29 protein-coding genes and 2 pseudogenes are annotated in these 25,272 nt (G+C 73.0%); 27 read left to right on the forward strand and 4 right to left on the reverse strand.

Going from position 1 to position 25,272, the window contains the following annotated elements; translation table 11 throughout:
* Positions 1-58: 58 nt before the first annotated feature.
* Together ACFVHB_RS10250 and ACFVHB_RS10255 are read right to left on the reverse strand one after the other, a co-directional pair.
* The gene (locus tag ACFVHB_RS10250; RefSeq protein WP_380318123.1) at positions 59-832 is read right to left on the reverse strand and encodes a DNA-methyltransferase; all 774 of its coding nucleotides are present in this window, start codon (positions 830-832) and stop codon (positions 59-61) included.
* A 1,024-nt stretch (positions 833-1,856) separates the two neighbouring features.
* A pseudogene (locus ACFVHB_RS10255) lies at positions 1,857-1,960 on the reverse strand.
* 18 nt (positions 1,961-1,978) lie between these two features.
* Here ACFVHB_RS10255 and ACFVHB_RS10260 point away from each other — a divergent pair.
* From ACFVHB_RS10260 to ACFVHB_RS10270, 3 genes are all read left to right on the forward strand, one after another.
* Positions 1,979-2,710: a C40 family peptidase gene (locus ACFVHB_RS10260; protein ID WP_380318126.1), complete on the forward strand. Its 732-nt coding sequence runs from the start codon at positions 1,979-1,981 to the stop codon at positions 2,708-2,710.
* Positions 2,711-2,808: 98 nt separating this feature from the next.
* Positions 2,809-3,132, forward strand: a complete 324-nt coding sequence (locus ACFVHB_RS10265) for a DUF6112 family protein (RefSeq protein ID WP_033820884.1) — start codon at positions 2,809-2,811, stop codon at positions 3,130-3,132.
* Positions 3,132-3,830, forward strand: a complete 699-nt coding sequence (locus tag ACFVHB_RS10270; RefSeq protein WP_380318128.1) for a hypothetical protein — start codon at positions 3,132-3,134, stop codon at positions 3,828-3,830. The genes ACFVHB_RS10265 and ACFVHB_RS10270 overlap by 1 nt, the downstream gene beginning before the upstream one ends.
* Positions 3,831-4,068: 238 nt before the next feature.
* Here the strand turns inward: ACFVHB_RS10270 and ACFVHB_RS10275 are convergent, their stop codons facing one another.
* Positions 4,069-4,245 carry a hypothetical protein gene (locus tag ACFVHB_RS10275; RefSeq protein WP_380318131.1) on the reverse strand — a complete coding sequence of 59 codons (177 nt, stop codon included), beginning with the start codon at positions 4,243-4,245 and terminating at the stop codon, positions 4,069-4,071.
* On the opposite strand from ACFVHB_RS10275, the gene ACFVHB_RS10280 reads away from it, so the two are divergent.
* The 8 genes from ACFVHB_RS10280 to ACFVHB_RS10315 all read left to right on the forward strand — a co-directional run bounded on the left by ACFVHB_RS10280 (position 4,208) and on the right by ACFVHB_RS10315 (position 11,522).
* Positions 4,208-5,314 carry a type IV secretion system protein gene (locus ACFVHB_RS10280; protein ID WP_380318134.1) on the forward strand — a complete coding sequence of 369 codons (1,107 nt, stop codon included), beginning with the start codon at positions 4,208-4,210 and terminating at the stop codon, positions 5,312-5,314. The genes ACFVHB_RS10275 and ACFVHB_RS10280 overlap by 38 nt on opposite strands.
* A 65-nt stretch (positions 5,315-5,379) precedes the next feature.
* Positions 5,380-6,837 (forward strand): SCO6880 family protein, encoded by a 1,458-nt coding sequence (locus ACFVHB_RS10285; protein ID WP_380318250.1) that lies wholly within the window; start codon positions 5,380-5,382, stop codon positions 6,835-6,837.
* Between the two features lie 12 nt (positions 6,838-6,849).
* Complete coding sequence (locus ACFVHB_RS10290; RefSeq protein ID WP_380318137.1) at positions 6,850-7,293, forward strand: DUF6238 family protein; 444 nt, start codon at positions 6,850-6,852, stop codon at positions 7,291-7,293.
* Between the two features lie 16 nt (positions 7,294-7,309).
* Positions 7,310-8,818 (forward strand): ATP-binding protein, encoded by a 1,509-nt coding sequence (locus ACFVHB_RS10295; RefSeq protein ID WP_380318252.1) that lies wholly within the window; start codon positions 7,310-7,312, stop codon positions 8,816-8,818.
* Between the two features lie 385 nt (positions 8,819-9,203).
* Positions 9,204-9,848, forward strand: a complete 645-nt coding sequence (locus ACFVHB_RS10300; RefSeq protein ID WP_380318140.1) for a hypothetical protein — start codon at positions 9,204-9,206, stop codon at positions 9,846-9,848.
* A gap of 48 nt (positions 9,849-9,896) precedes the next feature.
* Positions 9,897-10,310, forward strand: coding sequence for a hypothetical protein (locus ACFVHB_RS10305; RefSeq protein WP_380318142.1), 414 nt, complete (start codon positions 9,897-9,899; stop codon positions 10,308-10,310).
* Positions 10,311-10,321: 11 nt separating this feature from the next.
* Positions 10,322-11,083: a hypothetical protein gene (locus ACFVHB_RS10310; RefSeq protein WP_380318145.1), complete on the forward strand. Its 762-nt coding sequence runs from the start codon at positions 10,322-10,324 to the stop codon at positions 11,081-11,083.
* Positions 11,084-11,108: 25 nt separating this feature from the next.
* Positions 11,109-11,522: a hypothetical protein gene (locus ACFVHB_RS10315; RefSeq protein WP_380318148.1), complete on the forward strand. Its 414-nt coding sequence runs from the start codon at positions 11,109-11,111 to the stop codon at positions 11,520-11,522.
* 104 nt (positions 11,523-11,626) lie between these two features.
* Here the strand turns inward: ACFVHB_RS10315 and ACFVHB_RS10320 are convergent, their stop codons facing one another.
* On the reverse strand, positions 11,627-12,007 hold the full coding sequence (locus tag ACFVHB_RS10320) for a hypothetical protein (protein WP_380318151.1): 381 nt from the start codon (positions 12,005-12,007) through the stop codon (positions 11,627-11,629).
* Between the two features lie 15 nt (positions 12,008-12,022).
* Here ACFVHB_RS10320 and ACFVHB_RS10325 point away from each other — a divergent pair, with 15 nt between their 5' ends.
* The 16 genes and pseudogenes from ACFVHB_RS10325 to ACFVHB_RS10400 all read left to right on the forward strand — a co-directional run bounded on the left by ACFVHB_RS10325 (position 12,023) and on the right by ACFVHB_RS10400 (position 25,189).
* The gene (locus tag ACFVHB_RS10325) at positions 12,023-12,730 is read left to right on the forward strand and encodes a hypothetical protein (RefSeq protein WP_380318154.1); all 708 of its coding nucleotides are present in this window, start codon (positions 12,023-12,025) and stop codon (positions 12,728-12,730) included.
* A gap of 4 nt (positions 12,731-12,734) precedes the next feature.
* Positions 12,735-13,154, forward strand: a complete 420-nt coding sequence (locus ACFVHB_RS10330; RefSeq protein ID WP_380318157.1) for a hypothetical protein — start codon at positions 12,735-12,737, stop codon at positions 13,152-13,154.
* Between the two features lie 285 nt (positions 13,155-13,439).
* Positions 13,440-13,697, forward strand: a complete 258-nt coding sequence (locus ACFVHB_RS10335) for a hypothetical protein (protein ID WP_380318160.1) — start codon at positions 13,440-13,442, stop codon at positions 13,695-13,697.
* 153 nt (positions 13,698-13,850) lie between these two features.
* Complete coding sequence (locus tag ACFVHB_RS10340; RefSeq protein WP_380318163.1) at positions 13,851-14,441, forward strand: hypothetical protein; 591 nt, start codon at positions 13,851-13,853, stop codon at positions 14,439-14,441.
* Between the two features lie 12 nt (positions 14,442-14,453).
* Positions 14,454-14,909: a hypothetical protein gene (locus ACFVHB_RS10345; protein WP_380318166.1), complete on the forward strand. Its 456-nt coding sequence runs from the start codon at positions 14,454-14,456 to the stop codon at positions 14,907-14,909.
* A 19-nt stretch (positions 14,910-14,928) separates the two neighbouring features.
* Positions 14,929-15,732, forward strand: a complete 804-nt coding sequence (locus tag ACFVHB_RS10350) for a DUF317 domain-containing protein (protein WP_380318169.1) — start codon at positions 14,929-14,931, stop codon at positions 15,730-15,732.
* Positions 15,710-16,483 carry a hypothetical protein gene (locus ACFVHB_RS10355; RefSeq protein ID WP_380318172.1) on the forward strand — a complete coding sequence of 258 codons (774 nt, stop codon included), beginning with the start codon at positions 15,710-15,712 and terminating at the stop codon, positions 16,481-16,483. The genes ACFVHB_RS10350 and ACFVHB_RS10355 overlap by 23 nt, the downstream gene beginning before the upstream one ends.
* A 142-nt stretch (positions 16,484-16,625) precedes the next feature.
* Complete coding sequence (locus ACFVHB_RS10360; protein WP_380318255.1) at positions 16,626-18,392, forward strand: type IV secretory system conjugative DNA transfer family protein; 1,767 nt, start codon at positions 16,626-16,628, stop codon at positions 18,390-18,392.
* Positions 18,389-19,291 carry a hypothetical protein gene (locus ACFVHB_RS10365; RefSeq protein WP_380318175.1) on the forward strand — a complete coding sequence of 301 codons (903 nt, stop codon included), beginning with the start codon at positions 18,389-18,391 and terminating at the stop codon, positions 19,289-19,291. The genes ACFVHB_RS10360 and ACFVHB_RS10365 overlap by 4 nt, the downstream gene beginning before the upstream one ends.
* Before the next feature lie 267 nt (positions 19,292-19,558).
* Positions 19,559-20,719 carry a DnaB-like helicase N-terminal domain-containing protein gene (locus ACFVHB_RS10370; RefSeq protein WP_380318178.1) on the forward strand — a complete coding sequence of 387 codons (1,161 nt, stop codon included), beginning with the start codon at positions 19,559-19,561 and terminating at the stop codon, positions 20,717-20,719.
* Positions 20,720-21,631: 912 nt separating this feature from the next.
* Positions 21,632-21,922, forward strand: coding sequence for a hypothetical protein (locus ACFVHB_RS10375; protein WP_380318181.1), 291 nt, complete (start codon positions 21,632-21,634; stop codon positions 21,920-21,922).
* On the forward strand, positions 21,919-22,572 hold the full coding sequence (locus tag ACFVHB_RS10380) for a hypothetical protein (RefSeq protein WP_380318184.1): 654 nt from the start codon (positions 21,919-21,921) through the stop codon (positions 22,570-22,572). Before ACFVHB_RS10375 ends, ACFVHB_RS10380 begins: the two co-directional genes overlap by 4 nt.
* 223 nt (positions 22,573-22,795) lie before the next feature.
* Positions 22,796-23,281, forward strand: coding sequence for a hypothetical protein (locus tag ACFVHB_RS10385; protein ID WP_380318186.1), 486 nt, complete (start codon positions 22,796-22,798; stop codon positions 23,279-23,281).
* Positions 23,282-23,437: 156 nt separating this feature from the next.
* Positions 23,438-23,932: a hypothetical protein gene (locus ACFVHB_RS10390; protein ID WP_380318187.1), complete on the forward strand. Its 495-nt coding sequence runs from the start codon at positions 23,438-23,440 to the stop codon at positions 23,930-23,932.
* Positions 23,933-24,139: 207 nt separating this feature from the next.
* A pseudogene (locus ACFVHB_RS10395) lies at positions 24,140-24,463 on the forward strand (DNA cytosine methyltransferase); the annotation flags it as partial.
* A gap of 567 nt (positions 24,464-25,030) precedes the next feature.
* Positions 25,031-25,189, forward strand: a complete 159-nt coding sequence (locus ACFVHB_RS10400) for a hypothetical protein (RefSeq protein ID WP_380318190.1) — start codon at positions 25,031-25,033, stop codon at positions 25,187-25,189.
* Positions 25,190-25,272: the final 83 nt, after the last annotated feature.

Here is a 25,272-nt window from a genome sequence, read left to right on the forward strand (position 1 = left end):
TCCTTCGGGCTCGGGCGGGGCCGGGCCGCCCCGGTGGGGGCGGCCCGGCTGTCGGTGATCAGGCTTCGGCCTGCTCCTCGTCCGCGGCCTCGGGGTCGGTCGTGCCCTCGGCGATCTGCCGCTCGGTCTCCGCGAGGCGCTGCTCGGCGATGCCGGCGTAGTGCGGGGTGACCTCGACGCCGACGAAGTTCCGGCCTTCCAGCAGGGCGGCGACCCCAGTGCTGCCGCTGCCCGCGCAGACGTCGAGCACCGTGCCGCCCGGGCGGCAGATCTTGACCAGCTCCCGCATCACGCTGACGGGCTTCTGGGTGATGTGGACGCGGCCCGCCCGCGGCTGGGAGGCGGTGTACAGGCCGGGCAGGTAAACCGGGTGGGCGTCGCCGTCGATGGGGCCCTTGCTGCCCCACAGCACGAATTCACAATGCTGCGTGAAACGGCCCTTTTGCGGTCGGGCGGCGGGCTTGTACCAGGCGAGTGCGCCACGCCAGATCCAGCCGCCGGCCTGCAGCGCGTCGCTCGTAGCGGCCAGCTGGCGCCAATCGGTGAAAACGAGGGCGACGCCGCCGTTCTTGGTCGCACGGTAGGACTCGGCCAGGAGCTGGGAAAGCCAGTAGGTGTAACTCCTCTGGTCCTTGTTCTCGCCGGGGAAATCGGCGAGGGAGTGGGCGGCATCGGCCGAGGTGTACTTCGCGCGGGCCGTTCGCCCGGTCCGCTCCTGGGCGGTGCGTCCGCCCGAATTGTAGGGCGGATCGGTGATGACGGCGTCGATGGAGTTCGAAGGGATCGCGGCGAGCCGGGTGAGGGCGTCGCCCTGGTGGATTTCGTAGGGCAAGGGGCGGACTGACCTCCTGGTCGGGGAAGGGGAAGGCAGCCGGAACCCTGGAGGACCTGGCCTTTCGGCTGGTGTCGGGAGGCCGGCGAGGCGGCTCCGGAACGCTCGGGCTGCGGCTGCGTCAGGAACCTAGCCCAGGTGCGGCTCGCAACCTAAAACGCACTCCCGACCACCTTCACGAAGATCGTTTTAGGTTGCGAGCCGCACTGCACCTATCGTCTGCCACACCCCCGGAGATCGACCGGCCCGGATATCCCGTTTTAGGTTCCGAGCCAGTCTGGTTCTACGGTGGGGCACCCCGGAGGAACACCGGCTTATGCCTGACCGACGACCAGCAGCCCGTTTTTGGTCGCGAGTCGAGAAGGCATTAGCGTCCTCCGGGCCTGCCGACGGGTTATCCCGGACCGCAGGGCCCACGCCGTTTTAGGTTGCGAGCCCTCGATTCGATACCTTCGGCCACCGCAAGCGAATTCCACCCCACCCATTCCAGGGGACACCCATGCCTTTTTCGAGATTACGAGCGCGGCTTGCTGCCGCTCTCGCCGGCCCGCTCGCCCGCACCCGGGTGGAGCGGGCCCCACCCCGCACCCGGCCACACGATCCGACAGGAGCCCCCGCCTTGCTCGCCCTCACCGCACGGATGCGGATGCCCAATCCCCGCCCGCCGGACCCTCACTCCGTCCCGGCCGGAGGTGACGATCGGGGGGCGCGATGAGCTGGCAGAAGTGGGTCGGCGGCGGTCTCGCCGGCCTCCTCCTGGCGCCGTTCGCCATCGCCTTCCCCGCCCTGGCGGTCAGCGCCAACGACTCCACCAAGTCCGACACCTGCACACCCGGCCCCGGTCCACAACCTGTGGACAGCGCGGCGGTCGCCGCCCAGGTCAAGAAGATCCTGGACGGCGCGACCGGGCAGGTCGGCCCGGTCGCCGGGCTGGATAACCCGGCCGTGCAGATCCCCTTCGCGAAGACGATCACGGCGACGGGCATCTCGATGAACGTGTCCGCCCGCGGGCGGGTCATCGCCCTGGCGACCGCGCTGCAGGAGTCGAACCTGCGCAACTTGTCCTACGGGGACAGGGATTCGCTCGGCCTCTTCCAGCAGCGCCCGTCGCAGGGCTGGGGCACGGCCGAGCAGATCCAGGACCCGGTGTACGCCTCGACCAAGTTCTACAAGGCGCTGCTGGAGGTTCCCGGCTGGGAGCAGCTGCCGCTCACCGTGGCGGCGCAGAAGGTGCAGCGGTCCGGATTCCCGGATGCCTACGCCAAGTGGGAGCCGCTGGCGACCGCTCTCCAGCAGGCCATATCCCAGGTGTTGTCGGGGAGTTCGACTCCAGCGCCCACTCCTTCGCCGGGCCCGACCCCGTCGCCCAGTCCGTCCGCACCGGCCACACCGAGCGGCTGCGGCACCGGAGGCGACGACGGAACCAACTGGGGCGTCATCCCGCCCGGTGTCCTGCCGGCCGGGTACCAGATCCCGACCGATGTCCCGCCTGCCGTGCAGAACGCCATCAAGTTCGCCCTCGGTCAGCTGGGCACGCCCTACCAGTGGGGCGGCACCTGCACCGATGCGCACGGCCAGGACCCCATGGGCCGGTGCGACTGCTCGTCCCTGACGCAGCAGGCGTACAAGGCCGGCGGCATCTCCATCGAACGCCGGACCTACGAGCAGGTCCACAACGGCACCGGCGTGAGCGTCGACGCCATCCGCCCGGGCGACCTGCTGTACACCCGGCCCGGCCCGGACGGCCCGGAGCACGTGGGCATGGCGATTGGCCAGGGCCTCGTGGTGCACGCCCCCAAGACGGGCGACGTGGTCAAGATCGCCACGCTCGCGTCGTGGAAGGCGGACATCATCGCCGTCCGCCGCATCGCCCCCTGACGGCAACTGCCTTCCTTCTCAGCGCACTTCGCGCACTTCTCCACTCTCCCGCGCGGCCCGCCCGCGCATCTTCCTGCCCCTCTAGCCGTGGAGTGTGATTGCTCACCTACCTCGCCGACGCCGCAACGAAGGCCCAGCAGCTGGCCTACGATCCCGGCATCTCGCCGTCCGAGGGCGGCCTGCCCGGCCTGTCCGTCCTGAAGTCCACCGTCGGCTCGATCAACCTCTTCGCGATCATCGCGGTCGTCGGTGCGCTCTGCGTCAGTGGCATCGTCTGGGCCTGGGGCCACCACACCGGCTCGCACGGCAGCGAGCAGAAGGGTAAGCAAGGCGCCCTCGTCGCGGCCGGCTGTGCCCTCCTGCTGGGCGCCGCGAACGGGATCGTCAGCTTCTTCAGCACGGTTGGGACCAGCGTCCACTGATGCCGAAGTCCTCGCCGTTCACCGGCCAGTCCACCCTGCTGCGCCGGCTGCTGATCGGCCTGGGCGTGCTCGTGGTCGTCGCCCTGCTGGCCGGGCTCACCGCCCGGCTGGCGGGCGGCGGCCACCGCACCCCGAGCGCCGCCAACTCCCCCTCCAGCCCTTCTGCTTCATCGACTTCGACCGCCTCGCCGCACGGACCGAGTCCCACCCCCTCGGTCGGGGCGATACCGGGCGTGTCCGTCGTGGCCGCTCCGCCGCACACCAGCGACCCGATCGCGTACGCGAAGGCGTTCGCCACCGCGCTGTGGAGCTATGACACCCGCACGGCGACCCAGCCTCAGCAGCTGGCCGGGCTCCGCGGCTGGCTGACCGACGAGACCAAGTACGCCGACCCGGACGCTCTCGCCGCCCAGCTGCCGGACCCGACCCTGTGGAGCCGGATGCGCGACAACGGCCAGCACGCCGTCGGCGAGGCCGCCGAGGCGCACCTGCCCGCCACGTGGCAGCAGGCGATCGGCAAGGACCCGACGCAGCTGACCGTCGCCTACATCTACGCCGTCACCGTCACCGGCAAGCAGACCGTCAGCTGGCTCGACGGCGGCCGGGGCGCCGAGGACCGCGCCATCACCCTGGCCGTCCAGTGCCGGCCGGGCCGCGACTGCGCGCTGGCCTCCATCGCCACCACCGTCTACCCCTGACCTACACCACCGGTCCCCAACGTAGGAGTTGATCGCCCATCGGTTTCTGTGATCTACCCGGATCCGGCCTGCTCTGCGATGTCATCGTCGGTGGTGTCAGCGATTCTGTCACCGACTCCATCGGCAACTGGGTCGCTAAGTCCGCCGGCGATCTCGCCAAGAGCGCGGTCGACCTCGCCTCCCGTGCCGTCGACAAGACGACCTCGGTCGACCTGGGTGCGGAGTGGTTCCGCACCAACTACGCGACGATCCTGCCGATCGCGCTGGTGATGTTGGTGATGACCTTCATCTTCCAGCTGATCCGCGCCGCGTGGAGGCGGGATGGCCAGGCGCTCGGCCAGGCTGTCACCGGAACCGTCTCGGCGACCCTGTTCGCGATGACGGCGATCACCTTCACCGGCGTCTCGCTGGTCATCGTCGACGCCCTCAGCCGGGGGCTGTTCCAGATCGCCAACTCGAGCATGGACGACGCGGTCAGGCGGCTGGTGAAGGTGTCGATGATCACCGTCACGACGCCGCTCGGCTGGGCGATCCCGGCGCTGGTGGCGCTCGGCTGCGCGGCCGGGGCGATCCTCTACTGGGGCGCGATGGTCCTGCGCAAGGTCACGATCCTCGTGCTCGTCGTGCTCGCACCCTTCGCGGCGGCCGGCGGCGCCTGGGAGCCGACCCGCGACTGGCGCCGGAAGTGGATCGAGGCCACCGCCACGGTGGCGTTCAGTAAGTTGATCATGACGATCATCATGCTCGTCGGCGTCTCCGCGCTCGGCCAGACCGACACCAAGGACGGCATCCAGGCGCTGTCGGACATCATCGCCGGCCTCGTCGTCATGGCGCTGGTGCTGCTCAGCCCCATGGCGATCTACAAGTTCGTCCACTGGGCAGGCGACGGCGGACAGGCCCACGACCTGCACCGCAGCACCGCCACCGGCCTGCAGGTCGGTGCCGCGACCGCCCAGAAGGGCGCCCGGATGGCCGCGACCGCGGGTGCTGGCGGAGCGGGCGGAGCCGCCCCGCAGGGCCCGGCGCAGGTGCCCGGCCAGGACGCCCCGGTCGGCGGCAGCGCTGGCAACTCGGGCTCCGGCGAGGGCTCGTCGTCTCCGTCGCAGAGCACGTTCCGCTTCCCCGGCACCTCCTCCGGAGGCGGCGGCGACGCGGTCGGAAAGGCGCTGATCACCCGCCGTGCCCAGTCGGGCGGCGACCAGGGCCAGCCGCTGATCTCCCGGGCCCCGGCCTCCGGCCAGTCCGCCGCCGGCGGCGCGAGCGAGGGGCCAACCGCCAAGCCCGCGAGTGCAGTTGCCGCTGCGGCCTCGGGCGGGTCCGCCGCGCCGCAGGTCGTCCTCAGCGCCGCACGCGGCGCCGCTGCCCAGGCTCCTGCCGCCCCGCCAGCGTCCGCCGCCAGCCCCGCCACCCCGTCGGTGGCCGCCACCGGCCCGTCCACAGCACCGAGCAGCCCCGTCGGCTCCTCCACGCCGCCGACCTCCTGACCAGCACCGGCCGGGGCCACCGCCCGCCCCGGCCGGTGCCCCCGCCCTGACCGAAGGAGTCGCCCCTGTCGGCCGACCTTCCCACACCGACCGTCCGCTTCCCCAGCCGATCCCGACGTGGAGTCCTGCTCGGGCTGACCGCCGCCCAGCTCACCGTCGTCGGCACCGCCGGCGCGATGCTCCTGGCCACCATGGTCGCCACCGGACTCGCCGGAGCCGCACTCGCCACCCCGCTCTGGGCCCTGGCCGCCGCCCTCGTCATCGTCCGCTTCCACAGCCGCTCCGTGGCAGATTGGGCCCCGATCCTCATCCGGTACTACCTGCGCCGCGCCAAGGGCCAGCTCGTCTGGCTCGCCCGGCCCGCCACCCGGCCCCGCCGCGACGGCCTGCTCCACCTGCCCGGCACCGACGCCAGCCTGCGCGCCGTCACCGCCCCCGGCGGCACGCTCGGCGCGATCCACAACCCGCAGAAGAACACCCTCACCGCCGTCATCCGCGTCAGCTCCCGCGCGTTCGCCCTGCTCGACCCCTCCACCCAGGCCGGCAACGTCAACGCCTGGGGCCGGTGCCTGGCCTCGCTCGCCCGCACCGGCTACATCACCACCGTCCAGGTGATCGAGCGCACCGTCCCCGACAGCGGCGACGCCCTCGCCCGCTACTGGGCCGAGAACGGCCGGCCCGACGCCAAGGTCGCCGGCCCCGTCTACGAGGACCTCCTCGCCGCCGCGGGTCCGACCGCGGCCCCGCACGAGGCGTACATCGCCATCAGCCTCGACCTCAAGGGCGCCCGCCGCCTGATCGGCGAGGCTGGCGGCGGCCTGTCCGGTGCGTTCAGCGTCCTGTCCCAGCTGACGCCTGGCTTCGAGCAGTCGCTGCGCAACGCCGGGCTCAACCCCCGCGGCTGGCTCAGCACCGGCGAGATCGCCGCCGTGATCCGCTCGGCCTACGACCCGAAGGCGCTCGCCAACCTGGAGCAGTGGTCGGAGACCGGCGAGGCCGTCGCCGACCCGGCCGCCGCCGGCCCCGTCGTGGTCGTCGAGGAACCCGGCCGCCTCACCACCGACACCGCCTGCCACGCGGTGTACTGGATCGAGCAGTGGCCCCGAAGCGAGGTCACCCACGGGTTCCTCCACCCGCTGGTCTTCGCCGGCGGCGCCCGCCGCACCCTCTCCCTCACCTACGGCCCGCAGGCACTGGATGCCGCGCTCAAGGCGGTGCAGCGCACCAAGTCGAGCATCATCGCCGACGCCGCCGAGCGCGTGCGCAAGGGGCAGGTCGACTCCGAGGCCGACTCGATGGAGTACGCCGACGCCAAGCAGCACGAGCGCGAGCTGATCTCCGGCCACGCCGACGTCGACCTGACCGGCCTGGTGGTCGTCAGCGCCGACAACCCGGAGGAACTGCGCCGCGCCTGCGCCTCGATCGAGACCGCCGCCGCCGGCACCGGCCTGGACCCGCGGCTCCTGCGCTGGCAGCAGGCCGAGGCGTTCGCGCAGGCCGCCCTGCCGCTCGCCCGAACCTGACGGGAGGCGGCCGTGCACCACCCGCCCACCGGCGACCACCGCCTCCTGCGCTTCGCGACCGCAGGCGTCGACGTCCACCACCACACCGCCATCCCGGAGCAAGAACCCGTCTCCCGAGGCGAGTTGGACGCCCTCCACGCCCACTGCGTCGCCCTGTTCGCGCTGCTCGACACCCACACCGGCACCACCCGGCCGCTCGCCCCGGCCGAGGCCGGCCACCTCCACGCCGCCCGTATCCGACTGTGGCAGACCTGCGATGCCCTCCACGACGCCTACCACCGCGCCCCGCGCGCCGACGGGCGCCGCCCCACCCGCGAGGCGTGCGCGCTGCGGCTGCCGGAGGGCGCCCCGGACATGGTGATCTGCCAGCGCCACAGCACCACCTCGGGCCGCGTCCGGGTGATCGCCACCCCCTCCGAGCTGCGCGGCACCCCCACCACAGCCCCTCGCATCTGACAGGAGAAACGTTCCTCTGCGCTCCGCCAGTGCCACCCCCCTGTTTACCCCGACCCGCTCGGACCGCGCCGCCCGCCGCCAGGCCAAGCGCGACCTCGCCGCCGCCCGCCGCACCGCCCGCCAGGCCGACCACCCCCAGCGCCCGAAGAACCGCCGCGAGGAGAACGCCGAACTCCTCCCCGCCTACCCCGCAGCCGGACGCCCCGGCCCCGCCTCCCTGCGCGGCGGCCGACTGCGACTTCCCGCGCACCGCATGACCACCGCCACCGCAAGCGCGGCGTACCCCTTCCTCGCCGAGGGCGGTCTCGGATCCGCCGGCGTCCTGATCGGCCGCGACGTCCACGCCGAGGCCAGCTTCGTCTTCGACCCCTTCGCCCTCTACGGGAAAGTTGAAAACTTCACAAACCCGAACACGCTGGTCGCAGGCGTGATCGGCCAGGGAAAGTCGGCACTGGCGAAGTCAATTGCCTTGCGCAGCACGGCATTTGACTACCGCGTCTACGTGCCGTGCGACCCAAAGGGCGAGTGGACGTCCGTCGCCGAGGCAATCGGCGGGACCACCATCGCGCTGGGGCCTGGGCTCCCCGGGCGGCTCAACCCGCTGGACGCGCCGGCCCCTCCGGCGGGCGTCGACCTGGCGGACTGGGCGGGCGAGGTCCGCAAGCGGCGACTGCTGCTGCTCGGCTCGCTCGCCCGCACCGTGCTGCGGCGCGACCTGGCGCCGATGGAGTACACGGCGATGGACATCGCCCTGGACGCGGTGGTCGACCGGTCCACGCGCACGGGCCAGGTCCCGCTGCTGGGCGACGTCGCTGCCGTCCTCGGGCAGGCCGCCGTCCTGGACGCCGCCCTCGGCGACCCGACCCGGCGGGTCGGCGCCGCCGCCCAGGACCTCGCCCATGCCCTACGCCGATTGGTCAACGGCGACCTGGCCGGGATGTTCGACGCGCCGTCGACCGCGGAGTTCGACCCGAAGAGCCCGATGCTGACGATCGACCTCTCGCGGCTCGGCTCCTCGGGCGACGACACGGCGCTGACGCTGGCGATGACCTGCGCGTCCGCGTGGATGGAGGCGGCGCTGAGCGACCCCAACGGCGGTCGCAGGTGGGTGATCTACGACGAGGCGTGGCGCGTCATGCGGCACGCGGCGCTGCTGGAGCGCATGCAGAGCCAGTGGAAGCTGAGCCGCGGACTGGGCATCGCGAACATGCTGATCATCCACCGCCTTAGCGACCTGCTGTCGGCCGGCGATGCCGGCTCCCGGACCCGGGCACTCGCCGAGGGCCTGCTCACCGACTGCGCGACCCGCGTGATCTACCGGCAGGAGAGCGACCAGCTGGCCGCCACCGCCGGACTGCTCGGCCTCAGCGGCGTCGAGACTGCCGCCATCGCCGCCCTCGGCAAGGGCCGCGGCCTGTGGAAGGTGGCAGGGCGTTCGTTCGTTGTCCAACATCTGCTGCACCGTGCGGAGTTGGCCCTGTTCGACACCGACGCCCGGATGCACGCGGCCCCGGAAGCGGCATGATCACGCCCGACCGCCTGCGGCTGCTCCGCGTGGTGATCGACCCCGATGTGAACGAGCCCGGCAATGCCATCGTCGCACAGGCCAGCCTCGGCGCGGGCGGAATCCTGCAACGCTCCGGGTTCCTTCCCAGGAGGGCCAGCACCTACGGCCACCCCTCCGGCCCCCGAGCGAGCCGACTACCGGCGCTCGGCTGGCCTCACCCGCGAGCAGCGGGGCCAGGCCACTGTCTCCCGGGGCTCGCGCACCGCTCCGCCCGTCGGCGCCGAGCCCAGCGGCCCAATCCCAGCCGCTCCCGCCCGGTCCGGCCGCACCCTCCACCGCTGACCGCCCAGGAGTCGTCATCCCTCACGTCACCATCGCCCACCTGCCCGACCGGCAGACCATCGTGGCCGACCCTCCCGACCGGCGCAGCGCGTACTGGCTGGAGCAGGCCGGGTTCGTCCGCGACGACGCCCTGCGGCTGCACCGCATCCGCCGGGACACGAGCGCCTCCACCGCCGAGCGGCAGATCCGCGACGCCCGGCGCCTGCTGGCCGCCGCCGACTACGGGATCACCCGGGTGTACAGCGCGGACGAGCAGCGCCTGCGCGCCAAGGCCCCGTCGCCACTGGGGACGTCGTCACCCCCAGGCCCGGCGCGGACGATCGGCGACCGCACCGTCTGGGTGCACCTGGTGAGCGAGGACGTCGCCGCTGGCCACCTGGTGATCCACGCGCACCACCAGGCGCCGGAGGGTTCGATCGAGCTGCTGGTCGACTATCCCGGCGCCGGCGAGGCGGCGGTGTTCTACACCGAGCCGGACAGCGGCCACTACGGCCCCAGCCGCCACCCCAGCCTCGCCGCCGCACGCGCGGAGTGGACCTCCTACGGGTACGCGGCCGAGGCTCCGGTGCCCGATGCCCCGCGGGCCGCCGCCGCCCGCCGGACTTCCCCCGTGGTGCTCGGCCGCCCGGGCGCACTTCCCGTGGGACCGCCTCGCCCGGTGATCAGTGCCGGACTCGCCGGGCCGGGCCTGGAGCCCCCCTTCTGACCTTCCCAGTTCGCCAACTCTGCTTCTATTCCTACCTCTTGGAGACGCATGTCGACCATGACGCTCACCCGCCAGGACGCCCGCCTGGAGGCCGCCCTCGGCCAGAGCATCACCGCCCTGATCGCCAACCAGGCGCAGGCCGACGCGAAGACCGCGCGGGTGCTCGACACGCACCGCGCGCTGGTGGCCGCCGAGACCGCGGTGTCCTTCCAGCGCGTGCGGCTGGTCAACGTCGCCACCGCCCAGCGGCGCGTGGACGACGCCGTCCTCGACGAGCTGGATGCGCAGTTCGAGAAGTTGGAGGAGGCGGCCGAGGAACGCGATGCGCTGGAGGCCGACCTGGTGCGGCTGCTCCAGGCTCGCGAGGAGGAGGTGAAGCGGAAGGCGGCCGAGGCCGCCCCGGCCACCGGCCCGGCGCCGGTTCCGGTGACGGCTTCTCCGACCTCGGCACGGCGCCGCTGATCGGGAGCCTGATGCCCACGACGACGGATCCCGGCACCACCGGCGGGCTGGTGGCGTTCGGCTGGGACTACGACCACGGCGAGTTCGTCGTGTTGAACGGCCAGGTGCCCCAGCCCGCCCGCGAAGCGATCTACCAGGCCGGATTCTCCAGGCGGGGTGATGCGCTGGACTGCTGGCACCAGCGCCGGAGCGTCGACCCGAACGAGCAGATCCGCAGGGCGGGGCGGCTCGTCGACCGACTGGTCGCAGCCCGGGTACCGGTCGCCAACTGGCACCGCCCCGAGCAGCGCAACGGCGATGTGGTCCAGCACTACCGGTGGCTACAGGACGAGGGCCCGTTCCCCGACGTCGGCCGCGTCGCGGAGACAGCCCAGGCAATCGTCTCCGCCGACCTGGCCGCCTACCGCCTGATCCCCGCCGACCGGGAACTCGCCCACGAGGTGGTGTCCGGCGCCGTGGTCGTGGAGGCCATGCACGACTGGGACGACGGCGTCGGGTGGTGGCTGGCCCGCACTCCGGAAGGCGCCGACTCCCACGCCTACATGATCCTGCGCCACGACCCGCAACACCTCAACATTACGGACCACTACGCCAGTTGGTACGGGCCACAGGCTCGCCGCGACTTCCGGGCGACGCAGCTACGGGACACCACCCACCCGCCGGCCACCCGCGCCCAGGCCGCCCGTCCATCACGGCGGGCACGGATGGCAGTCGCCCCCACCATTGCGCCGCTGCCTCCCGGACCAGCCCCCCGTCGCTCCGCCTCCCGCTGACCGAGCCCTTCCTGGAGAACACCGCTTGCCCCACCAGCAGCCCGTCGGCGTCAGTTTCCGCCGCCTGGCCTCCGCCGGGATCACCGCCACCACCGCCAGTCGCGACCCGGCCGTCCTCAACGCCCTGGCCGCCGCCGGGTTCCGCCTCGGCCTCCCGGACGCCCCGGAGCGCTACTCCCTGGCCGAGCGCGACCCGATCGCGCAGTCCAGGACGGCAGACCAACTCGCAGCCGACCTACGGGAGATGGGCGTTCCAGTCACCTCCCGGCCAACGTCGCTGCCCGGCTTCGAAGGCGCCGCAGTCGCCATCTCCCCGGCGGCGGCAGCACGTGCCGCCGCCGCCCGCGCCGCGACCGCGGCGCCCGGCTCCGCCGTATCCGATCAGCCCCGACCCGCTGTGCCCACGTCCCCACCGCCGGCACCGGCCGCCCGCCGCTGACCGCGTCCACCATCTGCCCCGAGGAGCAGCGCATCACCCCCGAGCACGTCTCCATCACTCGCGACCCGCAGTACGGCGTCGTCGCCGAGGTCGGCCCCGATGCCTCACCGACCGCCCACACGCTGCTCGCCCGCGCGGGTTTCCGGCAGCTGGCCGACGGACGGCACGCCCTCGACCGCAGCGAGCAGAACATCTTCCTGCACGCCCGCCAGACCACCGCCGCCCTGCGCCGAGCAGGGGTCAAGGTCAGTGCGGACGCCGCCTTCGACTACAACGACGCGACGAATCCCGCCCTCGACAGCCCGGCCGCCCGCGCCGCCGGCCCCGACGCCGTCGTCCAGGCCAGCGCCCCGGCTCCGCCCCGCAGCTTCGACGTCCACGTCGGACGCCACCCGAAGCTGGGCATCGTCGCCACCAACCCGCACAGCAACCAGACCGCCGCCTACGCGCTCGCCGAGGCCGGCTTCACCCGCACCGGCGGGCACCCGGGCCTCTACGTCATGGACGAGCCCGAGTTCGAGGGCGACAAGCGGGCCTCCACCGCCGTCGCCGCGCTGCGCGGCCAGGGGCTGCGGGTCGCCTCCGACCTGGCTTTCGAACCGCTCACCGGCCCGTACGAGTCCACCGACCCGTTCGCCACCCGGCTGATCGCGGAGATGAACCGCACCCCACCCCCGGCCGCCGCGCCGCCGGCCCAGGTCGCGCAGAACGACGACCCGTTCGAGACCCGCGTGTTCAAGGCGCCCGTCCTCGGGCCCGTCACCCCGACGGCGCCGGACCCGTTCAACACGGTCGTCCACCCGCCGACCGGGCCGAGCCGGGACGACCAGCGCGCGGACGCCCTGCTGCACGACCGGGCCGCGCTGAGTGCCGAGATCGCCTCCCGGCTGCGGGCGATCGAGGACCAGGTCCGCACGAACCCGGGCAGCGTCGACCTGGCGCGGGTCGAGGCCGTGGTCGGCGAGGCCACCACCGTGCTCGCCGGCGCGGGCAGGGACCTCGCCGCCGTCGCGGCCCGCCCCGCCGCCGCACCGGCCACCCGCACGAGCGGCCCCGCCAGCCCCCGTGCCTGCGCCGCACTCGCCACCAGCGGCCGGCTCCGCTCCTCCGCCGCCCTGCACGCCACCGCTGCCGCGATCACCGCCGCGTCCGCGCCGACCGTCGACCCGCGGATCGCGTGGGCCGCCGGACGCCCGAACTCCCGATGAGCCGATGTCCTACACCGATGCCCTGAACCGCGCCCAGCCTGGCGATCACGACGCGAGCCTCATCGGCTCGTGGGCGGTGCGCCGTCTGGGCCAGCTGCTGCCGGAGCCCACCGAGGAGGTCGAGGTGGCCGACCTCCTCGGCCACCTCGGTCCTGTGATCCGCGAGCTCGAGGAAGTCCTGCAACTGGCGGCGGATTCACTGGACCAGCCTGCTGCACTTGGGCCCGCCGTCCGCGCCGCCCGTCTCCTCGGGAGTCAGGTCGACCGCACCGTCAAGGCGCTGCACGACCGGAACGGGACCGAGCCAATCCCCCGCGCGACCATCGCCCGGCTCCAGTCCACGCGCGCCCCGCGCCCTGGCCCGGCTACAGCAGGGACGACTTCCCCGGTGCCCCCTGCCTTCCACTCCCGGCGAGCCCGCTGATCTGACCCAATTCCTCTCCCATCAAACCGAGTTCACAGGAGACCCGACATAGCTGTCCGAAGCCGGTGGTCTGTCGAACACGACTGCGGCCACACCGTTGATCATGACCTGTCCTCCCGCGCCGCCGACAAGCGCGCCTCCTACGCCCGCTGGCTCGCCACCCGCTCCTGCCGCGACTGCTGGCTCGCCGAGCGCAAGGAGGACACCGCTGAACGCGAGGCGTGGATCGCCGCTCGCCGCGCCGAGGAGCAGGAAGCCGCCACCGCGTGGGCCGGCCAGTTCGGCATGCCGCCGCTGGAGGGCCCCCAGCGGGCCATCGCCTGGGGCGAGCGCTGCCGGCACCAGCTGGTGACCACCGCCTACCAGGCCCTGGTGGTCGAGGGCGCGCTTCCCGAGGAGGCGTGGCTGGCCGTCGAGGAGCAGCTGCGCACGCTGGACAAGGCCAGCTGGTGGATCGACCAGCGGGAGGCCGAGCCGGCCGACCTGCCCGAGCTGGCCGCCGCCGCCACCAGCGCGGACCGCGTCACGGAGAACCCGAACTGAGCGCCAGCCCGTTACGGATCGCGGCAGCCTCCTCCCTCGTCGTGCAGGTCCTGCGCGCCGAACAGGCCGCCGCCCGTCCGGGCAGCAGCCCGGCCGCGGAGCCGGTGCTCGCCTCTGTCGGCCGGACGGTCGCGCCGGCGCCGGGACGGTGACGTGTACCCCACGATCGCCCGGTACGCCTCCACCCGCGACCTGCTCGCCTCCGCCACGGCCGCCGCCGCCCAGCAGCAGAACCGCCTGCGTCTCATCGACGCCTGGCGTCCCGCCGGGGAGGTCCCGGCCGACCAGATTGCGTTCGCCACGGAGCTGGCCGCGCACCTGCCGCCGCCGGCCGGGCCCGCCGAGGCACTGCGCACCAGGTTGGTGTGGCAGTGCACCCTGCGCACCGACCCCGACGCCGCAGGCCCCGCGGATCACCGCTTCCAGGAGACCGCCCGGCGCATCCTGGCCGCCACCGGCATCGCCTCCGAGGACGCCTCGGCGGCGTGCCGGTGGGCGCTGCTGCGCGTCGGCGACCACGAGGCCCGCCTCGTCGCGCCGCTCGCTCGACCGGACGGCACCATCGTGGACACCGGCCGCGACCGCTCCCTCGCCCTGGCCGTCTGCCAGCTCGCCGAGAGCCGCAGCACCGGCCTCACCCGTCCCCGCGCGGCAGCGGCCGGCATACCCGGCCGCCGGACAGGTCTTCTCCCCACCCCCTCTCCCGTCGTCACCGCCGCGGCTCGATCCGGGCGGCGCCCGTAGAAAGCAGGACCGTTGACCGACGCCCGCACCACCGGGCCCCTCGATGCCGCCAACCAGGCCATCGCCCGTGCCGGCCGCGCCTTCGCCGAGAGCGTCGAGATCGCCCCCTCGCTGACGGCCCACGAGGCCGCCGAGGTGCTGCTGGGCCTCACCCTGATGCCCGGCGCAGTGCAGCAACTCTCCGACGCCGTCACGGAGATCGGCCGCCAGGTCGCGCAGCAGTACGGCGACCGGCCGCCCCTGTGGGAGCCGCTGCTCACGGAGGCCACCGCCATCTCCGCCGCGGCCTTCCGCACGGCTGCCACCGCCGACGCCATCGCCGAGGCCGCGGACGAGACCACCCGCAGCCGGGCCGCCACCGCCCAGTCCCCGGCACTGCGAGCCGCCGGCACGACGGCGTCGGTCCACTTCGCCCCAGCCGTCGCCGTGCCGCCGCACTCCCGCATCGTCGAACCTCCCCACCGCTGACGCTCCGAGGAGCCCACCGTTGACCACGTCCACCCCGGCCGGGGCCCAGGACGAGGCGCTCGTCCGCCCCCGCCACCTCGCCGGCCCCGGGCCTCTGCCGATCCTGGCGCCGCTGCTCCACCTCCACGAGTGGCCGTACCGATTCGACGAATCTCTCGCCCAGGTCGTCGCCACCAGCCCGTGCCGGCGGATCGAGATCGCCATGGAACCGCACCGGGTCTTCCACCTCTACCGGGTCAGCGTCCGCAAGCATCCGGCGGATCAAGTGCCTTACTGGCAAGCCACGTTCACCAAGGACACGCCAGGGGAGATCGTCGGCGCGTTCGTCCAGGCCATCGCCGCCGACTGGTACACGATGCCGGAGGAGATGGTCGCCGAGCCGACCGCCTCGCCGACGACCGCCTGGCGCCCGCTGTTGAAGGCCGGCTGGCAGCTCAAGGACGACCCGCACTTCGTCCACCTCGCGTCGCCGGACGGCACCACCAGCTTCACCCACTCACCCACCTCGACCGGCGACCGGTGCGGCGAGGGCGTGGGCGCCTGGATGGCGCACGCCTCCTTCGGGCCCGACTGGAGCGACCAGTGGACGATCGTCCTCGGCCACTCAACACCCGTGCGGTACCTGGCGATCCTGGCCTCCGCCATCGCCGATCCCACCCCCGTGGTCCGCCGCCGCGGCGCCCTGTCCGCCGCCGCGCTGCCGAAGCTGGCCACTCGGCCCGCCCGTCCTGCCGATCCCACCCGCCGGTTCACCGCCGTCGAGTACGCGGGCGCCATGTTCAACGCCCGCCACTCCGGCCATGGCCACCCCCCGCGGCGCTGATCAGGAAGGACTTCCCCTGCCCGACCCCACCGAGATCGTCTTCGCCCGCTTCCCCGTGCGGGAAGGCTCCACCACCACCGGCACCGCATGGGCCCAGGCCACCGACCTGGCCAGCCGGGCCCTCCTCGCTCGTGCCGGCTTCTCCAACGACGGCCTCAGTGCGATCTTCACCGCCGAAGACGCCGGCCACAGCGACGTCAACCAGCGCATCCGCCTCGCCGAGCAGCTCCTCACCGACGCCGGATACGCCACCCGCGTGGTGCCCCCGCTCCCGATCCGCAGGATCGAGAACACCTTCGGCGGACGAGACTTGGCCTACCTGCAGTCCCGACTGGTGCAGGCGACCGCCCAGGTCCACCGAGCCACCACAGCGGAGGACATCACCACGGTGGCGCTCGCCGTGATGGACCCCGAGACCGGTCTGCTGGAGCGGCTCACCGCGCTGCTGGACACCGCCTCCCAGCGGCTGGAGACCCTCACCGACCAGGATCTGCTGCCCAGCTCCGCCATGGCCACCGCCCTGCAGGACGCGAGTACCCAGCTCACCACCGCGGGCTACCGCGTCGCCGAAGCCCAACTGGCACGACCGGACGAGACCGACGAGCAGTTGCCGGCCTCTGCCGCGCCTCGCGCCGCTGCCGCCCGCACCCGCACGGCACCGCCCGCGCGTCCCGCCGCCCTCGCTGGTGCCGCCCCCGCACCGGTCCTCTCCCGCACACCTACGTCGGCCAAGGCTTCCGCCTCCCGCTGACCACCCGCCGGCCAACGGGCCGATCACCCACGTCCCGGGCCGTAGTCCCGCCGTGATCGCCGCCCGCTCCCCGCCCGCTCTGGGCCCCTGCCGTCGTGCGCCCCTGCCCGGCAGGCCGAAACCCCTGTCAAGGAACCCGCTCCTGCCCGCCTCGCCCAAATCCCCTTCTGCCAGCCCTGGTTCGAATGCCCTTCTCTACGCGCTCATCGGCGCGGGCGTCGCCGTCGCCGTCTTCGGCACCTTCGCCTGGCTCGGCGGCAACGCCGCCACCGCCGCGACCACCGACCACGCCCTGTGGGCCCCGTTCCAGCCGGTCGACGCCGCACTCCACCCCGACCGGGCCTTCCCGCACCTCAGTCCGCTCCTGCTGCTGATCAGCACCCGCGTCGCCCCGGCGCTGCTGTCGATCGCGCTCGCCGCCGCCGGCCTGCTGCTGTGGTCCAAGCACCGCCGCAAGCCGACCGGCCTCGCTGGCCGCAGCGAACTGGCACCGCTGCTGCCCACCGAGATCACGGCCAAGGCGCGTGACCTGCGCCCAAGCCTCTCCAAGGCCAAGCCGCGCGAGATCAACCCCGACGACACCGGCATCCTGCTCGGCGACCTCGCCCCCACCGGCCCCGAGGTCCGCTCCAACTGGGAGGACGTCTGCGTCGCCATCATGGCGCCGCGCTCAGGCAAGACGACCTCCATCGCCGTACCGGCGATCCTGCGTGCCCCCGGCCCCGTCCTGCTCACCTCGAACAAGGCGGCCCGCGACGCCTATACGGCGTGCCTGGAGGCCCGCTCCGAGGTCGGCCGGGTGTGGACGATGGATCCGCAGCAGATCGCCCACACCCCGCAGGCGATGTGGTGGGACATCTTGGCCGACGCCAAGGACCTGCCGGGCGCGCGACGGCTCGCCGGCCACTTCGTCGCTGCGGCCGTCGACGAGTCGAGCCAGGGCGACTTCTGGTCCACCGCCGCCCAGAACACTTTGTGTGCATTGTTCTTGGCCGCGGGCTGCGACCACCGGCCGATCACGGACGTCCTCAAGTGGCTCGCCGTGCCGTCCGACCGCACCCCGGTCGACCTGCTGCGCACGCACCAGATGACCGCCATCGCGGACCAGCTCCAGGGCACCGTCTCCGGCGCCGTCGAAACCCGCGACGGAATTTTCGAGACCGCCCGACAATACGCGGCCTGCCTTCTCGACCCGCAGATCTCCAAGTGGGTCACGCCGAATCCGGACCTGCCCCAGTTCAAGCCGGAGGAGTTCGTCACCCGCAAGGACTCCCTGTTCCTGCTGTCCAAGGACGGCGGTGGCAGCGCCTCTGCTCTGATCGCGGCTGCGGCGGATTCGGTGATGCGCACTGCGGTCATCGAGGCCGAGCGCGCCGGAGGCCGTCTCGACCCGCCGCTCCTCGCCATTCTGGACGAGGCCGCGAATGTGTGCAAAATCGGCGACCTGCCCGACCTGTATTCCCACCTTGGGTCTCGTGGCGTCATTCCGATCACCATTCTCCAGTCCTACCGCCAGGGCCAGAAAGTGTGGGGCGAGGCGGGCATGGACGCCATGTGGAGCGCGGCCACCATCAAACTCGTGGGAAGCGGAATCGACGACGCAGATTTCGCCGACAAACTGTCTCGCCTGGTCGGCGACCACGATGTGGAGACGGTTTCGCACTCCACGTCGGAATCCGGCCGGTCCACTTCGGTCAGCATGCGCCAGGAGCGCATTCTTCCGCCCGACCAGATCCGCGCCCTGAAAAAGGGGTCGGCGCTCCTTTTTGCGACCGGCCTGCGACCCGCGCTGCTGACCCTGCGCCCCTGGTACAAGGAGCCGGGCGCCGCCGAGGTCGGTGCGGCCAGCTCCCGACAGACCGCTCTGATCACCGAGCGGGCGATGGCCAAGGCCGGTGGTGCCGAATGATTTACACCACCGAACCGGCCACTCGAATTCTGTCGCTCGGCGCTGGCGTACAATCCACAACGCTACTCCTCCTGTCGGCGTTGGGCGAGCTTCCGAAACTGGACTACGCCGTTTTCTCGGACACCGGCTGGGAGCCGTCGAAGGTTTACCGGCACCTGGACGAGGTGGAGCAGAAGATCGCCCGGCCGGCCAATATCCCGATTCTGCGAGTGTCATCCGGAAACATCCGAAAGGACGCCCTCGACCCCGCTCACAGGTTCGCGTCGATGCCGCTCTATATTCTCAACCAGGACGGCAGTCCGGGAATGACTCGGCGGCAATGTACTGGCGAGTATAAAATTAAGCCGATAAAGCGGCAGGTTCGGCAGATCCTGGGGTACCCGCATCCCGCCCGGGTTCCGAACGGCGTGTACGCCGAGCAGTGGATCGGCATCAGTACCGATGAATTCTACCGGGCCAAGGACTCCGACGTCCGGTACACCCGCCACACCTTCCCGCTGATCGAGCTCGGCATGTCCCGCGCGGACTGCCTCAAGCTGCTTGCCGAGCACGGATGGGGCGCCACTCCGAAGTCGAGTTGCCTGGGTTGCCCATTTCACGGAAATGCCCAGTGGCGGGAAATTCGCGACACCTCTCCCGAGGAGTGGGCGGACGTCGTGGAGTTCGACGCAGCGATCCGGGCCGGCAATGCCCGCGCCAACGCCGATGGACGGCCGCTGCTCGGGCAGGCGTACCTGCACCGCTCGCGCTTGCCCCTCGACCAGGCGCCGGTCGACAAGCTCACCCGGGCCGAACTCCGGTCCCTGCAGACGCAGTTGGGCCTGGATGAGGACGAGCTGGAGGACGGACCCGAGGGCGGCTGCTCCCCGTTCAGCTGCCGCGGCGAGGCGGTCGCGTGACCTGCTCTCACCAGGCCGGCGCCCGTCAGCGCGTCCGCGCACCTGCACGGCACTCCCGCTGACCACCTCGACCACCCTTCTGTGCAACGGAGTTGACATCATCCGCCACGACCTGGCCTTCCTGCCGATCAGCCGCGCGGACGGTTGCTGGTACCTGGCAGTGGGCTCCGGCCGCCTCCGGATCCGCGACGAGGCCCTCGTAGAGGACCTGGACCGGCTGCGCGACCTGATGCTCCCCGCCCCTCTCCGCGAGGAGGTGGCGCCGCGGTGACACCGGTCAGCCGTGACATGAGCCCGCAGCTGGAGGCCGAGCAGGCGGTGCTCGGCGCGTGCCTGCTCGATCCGTCCCAGGTCGGGCTGCTGGCCGGGTGGCTGGAGCCCCGGCACTTCTACCGTCCGGCCCACGAGGGGTTCTTCGCGATCCTGCTCGCCCAGCACGCCGCCGGCCACCCGGCCCTCGCCCCGGATGCCGGGGACGACCAGAAGCAGGACTGGGCGCTGACCGCCATCGCCACCGCCACCTGCGAGGTCCCCGGCGTCACCGCCAGCTACGGCCACACCCTTGCCTCCACCTGCCCCCGGTCCGAGCACGCCGCCAGCTACGGCCGGATGGTGCTGGAGACCGCCGTCCGGAGGGCGCTCGAGGAACACGCCCACCGGCTGCTCGCCGCCGCCGAAAGCGAGTCGGTCGAGGCCACCGTCGAGCTGACCGGCGCCCTGCACGCCGTCATCCAACGGCTCGGCGACGCCTGGGGCACGATCGACCAGCGCTCCCGCCGCCCGCTGCCCACCCCGCCGCCGCCGGGGAACGCCTCCAAGACGATCGAGGCCGCCCGGCAGCACGAACGGGCGCTGCTCTCCAGCTTCCTCAGCACGCCCGGGCGGATCCCCGCAGTAGCTTCCTGGCTCATCGGCGAGGACTTCGTCGACCCCGGCCACCGCGCCGTCTACCTGGCCATGGCCGCGATCGCGCACCGGCGCGAGCCGCTGGACGAACTGACGGTGCTGTGGGAAGTGCAACGGCGCGGGGCGCTTGCCGCCGGCGTGATCTCCGTGGCCGGGGTCCGGGAGATCTGCTCGGACGGGATGCCCGGCGACCCGGATTACTGGGCGGAGCACGTCCTGCGCGCCGCCCTACTGCGGGCCACCGCCACCTCGGCCGGCATCGTCCGGGTGATGGCGCTGGACGCCTCCATCGCCGCCGGTCCGCTGCTCGGCTCGGCGGTCCGGGCTCTGGCCCCCGCCGACCGCGTTCAGGGCCGACTGCGCGCCGCGACCGCCACCCCCGCGGAGCGCGGAGGGCCGCTCGTTCTCGGCACCGCCCGGCGCAAGGGCGCTGCCCTGAGCCGCAGTCCCGCCCCGCCGGCCACCCCGCCTGCGCGTCCCGCCGACCGTGCGGGCGAGCCCGCCGCCCGCCCCCGCCGCTGATCCACGGAGACCCCCCTGCCCACCACCGCACCCCGCCCCCAGTCCGTACACCGACTCCGCACGGCAGCCGACACCATCGAGTACCTCAAGCACCAACTCCCTCGCGCCTACCGCGAAGAAGGGCTGCCGGGCCTTGAGGAACTGGCCGCGCACACCCGGGCTATCCGCGACGGCCAGGACGACCTGCTGGACGTCACCGCCGCCCTGCACCACCCTCACGCCCAGAGCGCCGACCGGGCCGTCGTCCGATCCCTGACCGCGGCGACCGCCCAGCTGGGCGAGGCGCTCGGCGCACTCGGCCGGGCCACCGCCATGGCCGGCCGCCTCTACGAGGTCGACGGCATCGGCGGCCCCCGCGCCGAGGAGGTCCGCGAGCGCGGCTCCCAGCAGCTCAATCTCGCGCTCTCGCGCGCCCGCCTCACCCTCGATGGCGCCTGCGAGGACCTGCGCCGCGACGCCCGCTCGCTCGCCGGCCCCTTCTCCGGCGTCGGCCGTCCGGCCCGAGGGCTGTCGCCGCCACCGCCCGCACCGCCGCCGGTCCGATCGCCCGCACGGTCGCCTCGCTGCCAGCCCTCCCCGGACAGCACGCCGCCGTCGCAGGGCGACGCCGGTGAGGCCGCCCACCGCCGCCGGCCCGTCGACCTTCGGCGGTGCCGTGTCCGGCACCGCCCCGTCCGCCTACCGCAACGACCTGGCGGCGGTCGCCGGGATGCTGCGCGCCCTCGGGCACAACGCCGCCGCGACCCCCTCCGGGCCCGTCCCCGGCTTCCCGACCGCGACGCCCTGCTGGAGCAGTGCCGCCAGGCGACTGCGTTCATCCGGCACTGCGGAGACAACGCCGAGCACTACCGCCGCCAGCCGCCGGCGGACAACCCGTCCGCGGCTGTACTGGCCTGCGCCTACGACGCCGCGATGAGCCGCGCCGCCACCGTCCACCGGCACCTGGGCGCCGCCCTCGATCTCTCGATCAAGTGCGCGACCGCCACCCTGGCCAAACCGGGCAGCCCCGCCGCGGAACTGCGCCGTCGCCAGGCCGAACACACCGGCATCGCTCTGGAGACCGCAGACCGGTGCGCGGCCCAGGGAGCCGAGGTGGTTCGCGCGTTCACCGACCGGCTCGCGCCCGTCCCGGCGGAGACTCCCGCCGGCTCCGCACACGCTCCCGCTCCTCCCCTCACCTCGCCTACCAGGAGCCGCCGTTGAGCACCGACCCTCCACTGCCGCCCGTCCCGGCCGGACTACGGCAGGACGATCTCGACACGCTGGGCGACCTCGCCACGCAGCTGGCCGCCTTCGCCGACGCCATCCCCGCGCCGGCCCCGCACGAGCCGCTGCCCGAGGTAAGGGAGCTGGCCTGGCCGATGGTGCGCCTGCACGAGCTGATCGCGGTTCCGCTGGACGAGAGCTTCTTCCGCGTGACGAACACCGCGGGCCCCGACGCCGGGCTCAGCGTCTTCACCGCCACGACGACGGCCCTCACCCTCGCCCAGGCCGCGCTGGCCCGGGCGGCGAGCCTGCTCGCCGACCCGGCGCCGACACCCGAGGCGCTGAGCAGCGCCCGCAGCTCTCTCGCGACCGCCCGCGGCACCGTCCGCTCGGCGGCCGAAGCGCTGGGTGAAGCCGTGGACACCGCTTCCGGCCTTCCCGAGGTCACCGCCCTCGCCTCCCGCCGCCGCCCCGTCGTCCCGGCCGGGCACCGCCCACCGGCCGCGGGCGATGCCGAACGCCGCGTGGACGCGGCGCTTCGCCGCTCGTCGGCCCTGGTCCTGCTCTCTCCTCCCGCCTCGCCACCCGCACCGCCAGCCCGCTCCGGCACTCCGTCGGCGACGGTCGTACCGCTGCGGCGGACCTGACACCCGCGTCGGCCCCGCCCGAGTTCCGACTGCGGCCTCATCCGACGACGCACCGAACCTGCCGGCCCTCCCCGGCAGCTCCCGAACCGATGGAGTCCCCACGCCCACCGCCCGTCCCACCTCCGAGGTCAAGGCATACCAGCGGCACCTGCGCGACGTCGCGCAGCAGGCCGAGGCCCTCGCCGCGAAGCTGCCCACCGCCCGCGCCGCTTCCGCCGCCGGCGTGCCAGACGCCCGCGACGTCGCCGGGCACCTGCGCGCGATGCAGGAACTGCAGACCAGCGCGGTCGCCGCGGCCGAGTTCTCCGACCAGTTCCCGGCGCATCCCACCACCATGACGGCCGCCCGGCTCACCGCGCTGTCGCTGGCCCGAGCTCACGGCCGCGTCACCGAGGCCACCCGGCACCTGTCCTACCTGCTCCAGCACGCCGTGAGCGCCGACGTCTGGGCTCTGCCCGACGCCCAGCCGGTCAACCCCGCCGCCGTCTACGGCGCCGCCTCCACCGAACTGCGGCGAACCGCAGGGCAGTTGAGGATCGACGCCGACCATCTCGCCTCGGCCGGCGACTCCGCCGTCCCGACCAAGCCCCGCCGGTCCGCCGCGCTCAGCGTCACCCAACGGCTCCGCCGCGCCCTGCCCGGCCGGCGGACCGACCCCCTCCCGATCGCCGCGCTGCCCCGCAGCAGCGCCCCCACACCCCGCCGCTGACCCCAAGGACCCACCCTGACCACCACCTCCGTCGAGACCCAGGCCCAGTGGCTGCTCGGCACCGCCGCCGATCTGCACTACTTCAGCGAAGAGCTGTTCAGCATCTACTGCCACCGCGATCCGCTCCCCAACCGCCTCGGCGCCGTCCTGGACTCCATGGCCGACGTGCAGCAGAGGCTGCTGTCCAACGTCGTCGACGAGTACGACACCACACCCGCCGAGTCCACCAGGCCCGAGGACATCGCCTGGCGGCGCTGCAGCCTCGCCTACGCCTACGCCGGGCTGCTGACCGCGAAGGCGATCCTGCGCGCCCAGCCCGCCCTGGTCGCCGTCACGCTCAAACGGATCAGCTCCGAGTCCGACCGGTGGCCGCACCGCACCGCCTACTTCAAGTCCCTGGCGGCCTCCCGGGGAGTCCTCGAAGAGGCGGTCTGGAAGGTCAAGGAGGTCGCGGCGGACCCGGCCGGCCCGGAGCCGGACTTCCTCACCCTCACCGGCGAGGAGGCCATCATCCTCACCCGCTCCGCCTCCCTGTACCAGCGGCCGGCCACGCCCGTCACCGCGAAGAACGCCGCCGGCCCCGGCGCCGCCGTGCAGGTCTCGCCGCCCGCCGTGCGCGCCGCGACGGCCCGCAGCGGGGCCCGCCGATGAAGGCGCCGGGCGGCGGGTGGCCGCGCATCGGCAGCATGTGCTCCGGCTACGGCGGCCTGGACCTGGGCGCCCAGGCCGTCCTCGGCGGCAGCGTGGCATGGCATGCCGAGATGAACCCCAACGCCGCCTCGATCCTCGCCCACCACTGGCCTAGATACGCCAAATCACGGCGATATCACCGCAGTTGACTGGAGTAGCGTCGAGCCGATCGACGTCCTCACCGCAGGATTCCCCTGCCAGGACCTGAGCGTCGCCGGCCGCAGGGCCGGTCTGATGGAGGGCACCCGCTCCGGACTGTGGCTGACCATCGCCCGCGCGATCGACGTCCTCAAGCCGAAGTTGGCGATCATTGAAAACGTCCGCGGAATCCTCAGCGCTGCCGCTTCCCCGCCAGCCGATGGCGACCTGGAATGCGGCTGGTGCGATCTGGGAGACGGCGGAGGTGAGCCTGCTCTGCGGGCACTCGGCGCGGTTCTCGGAGACCTGGCCGACCTCGGGATGGATGCGCGGTGGACGGTGCTACCCGCAGCCGCCGTCGGCGCCCCCCACCGCAGGGAGCGACTGTTCCTCGTCGCCTGGCCTTCCGACGCCGAAAGCCCGCGATGCGAAGGGGCCGGATGCGAAGCGGGAGGATCTCGGGCATGCGGTCACCCTGTTGAAGACCCCGACGAGCAATTTGGGCTCGATCGGCGGAAGTCAGCACCCGGACAAGCGGCGCCGGGGTGGACACGGGCCGAACCTGAGCGACGAGGTGGAGCACTTGCTGTTCCCGACCCCGAAAGCCTCCGACGGGACGCACGGCGGGCCGAACTTCCGGGGCTCGAAGGGGGACTTGACCTTGCCGTCGGCGGCGGCACAGCTGCTGCCGACACCGAGGGCGTCGGACACCGGGACGCCCGGACGCAGGGCCAGGGTGGGGTTTCGCCCGCCGCTGTCGGCAGTGGTGCTGCCGATCTGGGAGCAGGACGGCTCGGACTGAACCGGTGGGGCCCGTACGGGCCGGCCATCGCCCGATGGGAGCGCGCCACCCGACCCGCTCCCGAGCCGACCGACGAGCGGGGTCGGCTCGCCCCCCGCTTCGTCGAGTGGATCATGGGCGTGGGCGAAGGGCACGTCACAGCCGTTCCGGGCCTGTCCCGCTCCGCCCAGCTGACCGCGCTGGGCAACGGCGTCATCCCTCAACAGGCCAGCAGGGCCCTGGAGTTGCTCGGAGCAGCCGACCTACTTGCCGCCGCCCGCTGGTGCGGGCGGCGGTGAGCGGGCGGTGCTTATACACCAAGTCCGGCCCGATACGTCGGGCCGTCGCGCGCACATCCTCGTGTCATCACCCGCCGACGAGA

Origin of the sequence: Kitasatospora sp. NPDC127111 (genome assembly GCF_042677465.1) — a bacterium.
Lineage (GTDB): Bacteria > Actinomycetota > Actinomycetes > Streptomycetales > Streptomycetaceae > Kitasatospora.

Coding starts and splice junctions, on each gene's coding strand:
- ACFVHB_RS10270 (WP_380318128.1), top strand. CDS start 3,132: ATGCCGAAGTCCTCGCCGTTCACCGGCCAGTCCACCCTGCTGCGCCGG.
- ACFVHB_RS10280 (WP_380318134.1), top strand. CDS start 4,208: ATGACGGCGATCACCTTCACCGGCGTCTCGCTGGTCATCGTCGACGCC.
- ACFVHB_RS10275 (WP_380318131.1), bottom strand. CDS start 4,245: ATGACCAGCGAGACGCCGGTGAAGGTGATCGCCGTCATCGCGAACAGG.
- ACFVHB_RS10305 (WP_380318142.1), top strand. CDS start 9,897: ATGTCGACCATGACGCTCACCCGCCAGGACGCCCGCCTGGAGGCCGCC.
- ACFVHB_RS10310 (WP_380318145.1), top strand. CDS start 10,322: ATGCCCACGACGACGGATCCCGGCACCACCGGCGGGCTGGTGGCGTTC.
- ACFVHB_RS10325 (WP_380318154.1), top strand. CDS start 12,023: ATGGACGAGCCCGAGTTCGAGGGCGACAAGCGGGCCTCCACCGCCGTC.
- ACFVHB_RS10330 (WP_380318157.1), top strand. CDS start 12,735: ATGTCCTACACCGATGCCCTGAACCGCGCCCAGCCTGGCGATCACGAC.
- ACFVHB_RS10335 (WP_380318160.1), top strand. CDS start 13,440: ATGCCGCCGCTGGAGGGCCCCCAGCGGGCCATCGCCTGGGGCGAGCGC.
- ACFVHB_RS10355 (WP_380318172.1), top strand. CDS start 15,710: ATGGCCACCCCCCGCGGCGCTGATCAGGAAGGACTTCCCCTGCCCGAC.
- ACFVHB_RS10365 (WP_380318175.1), top strand. CDS start 18,389: ATGATTTACACCACCGAACCGGCCACTCGAATTCTGTCGCTCGGCGCT.
- ACFVHB_RS10375 (WP_380318181.1), top strand. CDS start 21,632: ATGAGCCGCGCCGCCACCGTCCACCGGCACCTGGGCGCCGCCCTCGAT.
- ACFVHB_RS10390 (WP_380318187.1), top strand. CDS start 23,438: ATGGCCGACGTGCAGCAGAGGCTGCTGTCCAACGTCGTCGACGAGTAC.